At 65.8% G+C, this 4,202-nt stretch carries 4 protein-coding genes; 1 reads left to right on the top strand and 3 read right to left on the bottom strand.

Annotated features, from left to right (window positions below; translation table 11 throughout):
* Positions 1 to 907: HEPN domain-containing protein (locus GGQ98_RS17860; RefSeq protein ID WP_184071997.1), on the top strand; the 907-nt coding region annotated here is incomplete at its 5' end.
* Here the strand turns inward: GGQ98_RS17860 and GGQ98_RS17855 are convergent.
* The 3 genes from GGQ98_RS17855 to GGQ98_RS17845 are packed head-to-tail and all read right to left on the bottom strand — an operon-like array spanning position 902 to position 4,025.
* A complete protein-coding gene (locus GGQ98_RS17855; protein WP_341534258.1) occupies positions 902 to 1,903 on the bottom strand; it encodes a tyrosine-type recombinase/integrase in 1,002 nt (333 codons plus the stop codon). The two genes, GGQ98_RS17860 and GGQ98_RS17855, sit on opposite strands and share 6 nt — an antisense overlap.
* On the bottom strand, positions 1,900 to 2,823 hold the full coding sequence (locus GGQ98_RS17850; RefSeq protein WP_184071993.1) for a tyrosine-type recombinase/integrase: 924 nt from the start codon (positions 2,821 to 2,823) through the stop codon (positions 1,900 to 1,902). The genes GGQ98_RS17855 and GGQ98_RS17850 overlap by 4 nt, the downstream gene beginning before the upstream one ends.
* Complete coding sequence (locus tag GGQ98_RS17845; RefSeq protein ID WP_184071991.1) at positions 2,820 to 4,025, bottom strand: site-specific integrase; 1,206 nt, start codon at positions 4,023 to 4,025, stop codon at positions 2,820 to 2,822. The genes GGQ98_RS17850 and GGQ98_RS17845 overlap by 4 nt, the downstream gene beginning before the upstream one ends.
* Positions 4,026 to 4,202 lie beyond the last annotated feature (177 nt).

Genomic DNA, 4,202 nt, shown 5'->3' with positions numbered 1-4,202 from the left:
CAAAGACGTCGATCATCTGCCTCTGATCCAGCAAAACGAGCTGGCGCGCGTTCAGCATATTCTGATGGACGAGTTCGCGGTCGCGATCTCGCGCGCTACGCAGCCGTGGAAGAAGAACGGCAGGATCCAGAAGGTGGTGCTGTTCGGCAGCTATGCGCGCGACGACTGGGTTGATGAGCCCGAGAACGGCTACCAGTCGGATTACGACATCCTGGTGATCGTGAGCCACAAGGATCTGACCGACGTTGCCGAATACTGGTACGTCGCCGAGGACAAGATCGAGCACGATGCGGCGGTCGCGCGTCCGGTGAACATCATCGTCCACACGCTGGAGGAGGTGAATCAGGGGCTGACGCGCGGCGAGTATTTTTGGGTGGATATCGTGCGCGACGGCATCGCGCTTTACGATCTGCCCGGCGCCGAGTTCACGGCGCCCAGGCCGCTGACGGCGACGGATGCTTACGAGATGGCCAGTGCCTATCTTGCGGACTGGCTGGGGAAGGTCGATGCGGCGCTGGAGATCGCGGCATTTTGCATCGGCAAGGGGCACAATAAAGACGCCGCCTTCACGCTGCATCAAGCGGCGGAACGGGCCTACACCTGCTTCCTGCTCGTGCGCACGCATTATGTTCCTCGCTCGCACAACCTCAAGTTCCTGCGGTCGCTGGCCGAGGACAAGGAACCGCGCCTGATCGATGCGTGGCCGCGCGCGACGAAACTCGACCGGCGGCGGTTCGAACTCGCGAAGCGCGCCTATGTTGAGGCGCGGTACTCGGCGAGCTACGAGATCGGCATCGACGATCTGACGGCCATTACGGACGCGGTTAGCGCGCTTCGCGACATGGTCGAGGCGGTGTCGCGCGCGTGGCTCGACGGCTTACGCGAAAAGGCCGGCGGCGCCTCATAACGCATCGAGGAACGCGAGAAGCCGGTCGCGGGGCTTGTATCGCCCGCCCTGGTGTCCGTCGAACGGCTTGATCCTCGCCAGTGCCGCCTCCTTCAGCGCGAGGTGGGCATGCAGATAGACCTGGGTGGTCTTGATCGACTCGTGCCCGAGCCAGAGCGCGATCACCGAGATATCGACGCCCGCCTGGAGAAGCTCCATCGCCGCGCTGTGCCGAAGGACATGGGGCGTGACCCGCTTGCGGCGGAGGGAGGGACATCGCAGCGCCGCGGCCTCGACATGCCGGGTCAGCAAGCGCTGCACGGCATCGGGGCTCAAGGCACCCCCATGAATGTTGGGGAACAGCCTGGTGGAACCGCGCTGTCCGGCTTCCTTGAGCCAGGCCCGCAGCGCGCGGCGTGTCTGGCTGGTGAGCGGCGTGCAACGCTCCTTGCGGCCCTTGCCGATGCAGCGGACATGCGCGCCGACATCCAGAACGACGGCGCCCTGTTCGAGCTGGACGATCTCCGAGAGCCGCAGGCCGGTCTGCATGGCGAGGTGCAGCAGCATATGATCGCGCCTGCCGATCCAGGTGCTTCGGTCAGGCGCGGCCAGGATCGCGTCGATCTCGCTGCGGGTCAAGAAATGCACCTCGCGCTTGTCGTGGAGCTTGCCGGGGATCGCGAGCACGCGCTGGATCTGCCCGGCATAAGCGGGCTCCTCGAGCGCGGCGAAGCGGAAGAAGGCACGGATGGCGGTGAGACGCAGGTTGCGCGTCCGGATCGAGATCGACCGGCTCGCCTCGAGATCGTCGAGGAAGGCGCCGATGAACGGGGCGTCGAGATCGGCAAGGTCGAGCCGGGATGGCGGCTTGCCCAGGGCCCCCTGCGCGAAGGCGAACAGCAGCCGGAACGTATCGCGATAGGATGCGATGGTGTGCGGGCTGGCGTTGCGCTGCTGCATGAGGCGCAGGGTGAAGAATCGCTCGATGAGCGTAGGCAGGGTCGCAGCGGCGGTCACGACGCTGCCTCCCAGCGCGCTTCGAGCCTGCTCGCCGCCTGCTCCATGAGCTCGGGGCATGCCGATAGATACCAATAGGTATCGCGCAGCTTGCTGTGGCCGAGATAGGTGGCGAGCGCTGGCAACAGTCGCTCGACATCCTCGCCGGCCCGGTACCAGCGCACGATGGTGTTGACGGCGAAGCTGTGGCGAAGGTCGTGGAGACGCGGACCCCGGCTATGCGGCTCGGGATCGCGCAGGCCGATCTGCCGCATCACGGCGACGAATACGCGTTCCGGATACTGGTGCCGCAGCCGCTGGCCCTGCCGCAGGACAAAGAACCAGGGGCTGTTGCGGCAGGCCCGACAATCGTCGCGGCGCATAGCATAGTCCTTGAGCGCCCGGGTGGTGGTCGGGTGCATCGGAACGAGCCGCGTCTTGCCGCCCTTGGTCACGCGCAGCGACAATATCCCCACTTCGAGATCGACGTCCGCCCGTGTGAGGGCAATCGTCTCGCCCAGACGCATGCCAGTGGCGGCGAGCAGGCCGAACAGGCAGTGATAGGTGCGGCGGTTGATGCCCGTGGCCGAACCCCAGCTGAGCGTCGCTTCGAGCAACAGCTCGATCTCCGCCCCGGTGTAGATATAGGGGCGCGGCCGCCTGGGTGACGGAAATACGCCGGCGGGCGGCGTCTCGGTGCCGGGCACGATGTTCGAGAGATGCCGCGCGAACCCACGCACCGCCGAAAGCCGCTGCGGCCAGGACGTTCGCTGGGATCGGGTTATCCACGCCATGGCGAGCTTGCGCGTGACAACGGCGGCCTCGGCCGCCTCCATGAACGCGACGAACTCGACGAGACAGCGCTCTTCGTTGTCGTAGCGATAGCCGAACGCACGCCGCATGCGCAGATAGCGGGTCAGGGCCTGACGAAGCGCGCTCATAGCTCGCCTCCCGGCCAGGTGCAGCCCAGGGCGCGCAAGCCGTCGATATCGACCTTGGCGTAGATCCGGGTCGTGTCCGGCTGTTCGTGGCGCAGGAGCTGGCCGATCTCGGTCAAGTTGGCGCCCGATCGCAGAAGCCCGGTTGCCAGGCTGTGGCGAAAGGCGTGCGAGCCGCGATGTGCCAGACCAGTGATGCCTGCGCGTCTGATCGCCGAACGTGCGACGGTCTGGATGCCGTTCGCGCCCTTGAATCCCGTGTAGGGCGCGACGGCGAGCAGGAACAGCTGCCGGCTGTCCGACCGAGGGCGCCCGTTCTCCAGATAGCTGACGATCGCCGCGCCGACATCAGGTGGCAGCGGCATGGTCGCGGTCTTGCGACCCTTGCCGTGGACGGTGAACTCTCCAGATCGCCAGTCGATATCGTCGAGGTTGAGCCTTGCCACCTCGCATGCTCGCAATCCCAACCGCGCGAGCAGCATGAGGATCGCATAGTCCCTTCGCCCGATCACGGTGCTCCGGTCGCAGCCCGCGAGGATGCGTTGGACATCTTCGAGCGGCATGAAGCCCGGCAGGTGCGCGTCGGCTGCCCGCCGGATCGAAGGAAGCGCGGTCGTGAGATCAGCGCTGACGAAACCCTCGCGGTGCAGGTATCGCAGGAATACCCGAAGGCGGGAGCACATGATCCGGGCGGTTGTCGCGCTGCGGTCGCCGGCATGCCGCTCGACATAGACCGCAACCTTGTGCCCGGCCAGGCGCACGGCATCCGCGCAGGTGGCGATCCCCATCTCCTGTAGGAACGGTCGCAGGAACCACAGGTGGCTCGCGATCGATATCGGCGCGAGACCGCGTTCGCGCTTCATGTAGAGGCGATAGGCCTCGAGAATATCCTCGTGCGGATCGCTGCACGGCACCGGTCGCGCCGCGATTACGTTCGCCTCGCGCAGCACCGTCAACAGTCGGTCCAGCGCTCGGGCGTCCGCCTTGTTCGCCGGCCTGTGCCGGGATCGCTCGGCGAGATACCTGGCGGCGAGTGCCTCGCTGATATCGGTGAGGCCGGTTCCGGTCGCGCCGAGCCAGAACCCGAAATCCCGGACGACGCTCAGCAGCCGATGGCTCACCTCGATGCTGTAGCCGCCCCGCCGCAACTGCTCGACATAGGGATCGATGTGCATGCCGAGCGGGCCTTCCATCAAGCTCCGCATCACCCGGCTTCTGTTCAAATAACCATCGGTAATCATCGCTGCTCCTCCGCGCACGTGATGTGCGTGGAGGGCAGGAAACTATGCCGCGCAGAATCCGCCTAAACGTCCGTCCCACCGGGCAAAACCCATCGCTGTCGGCATAGCCTGCCGCACGGCATAATCGCCCAAGACGCACAA

Source organism: Sphingosinicella soli, assembly GCF_014199685.1.
GTDB classification, from domain to species: Bacteria; Pseudomonadota; Alphaproteobacteria; order Sphingomonadales; family Sphingomonadaceae; genus Sphingosinicella; species Sphingosinicella soli.
Note: the sequence above shows the minus strand (reverse complement) of the source record. Positions and strands in the feature narration are given on the sequence as shown.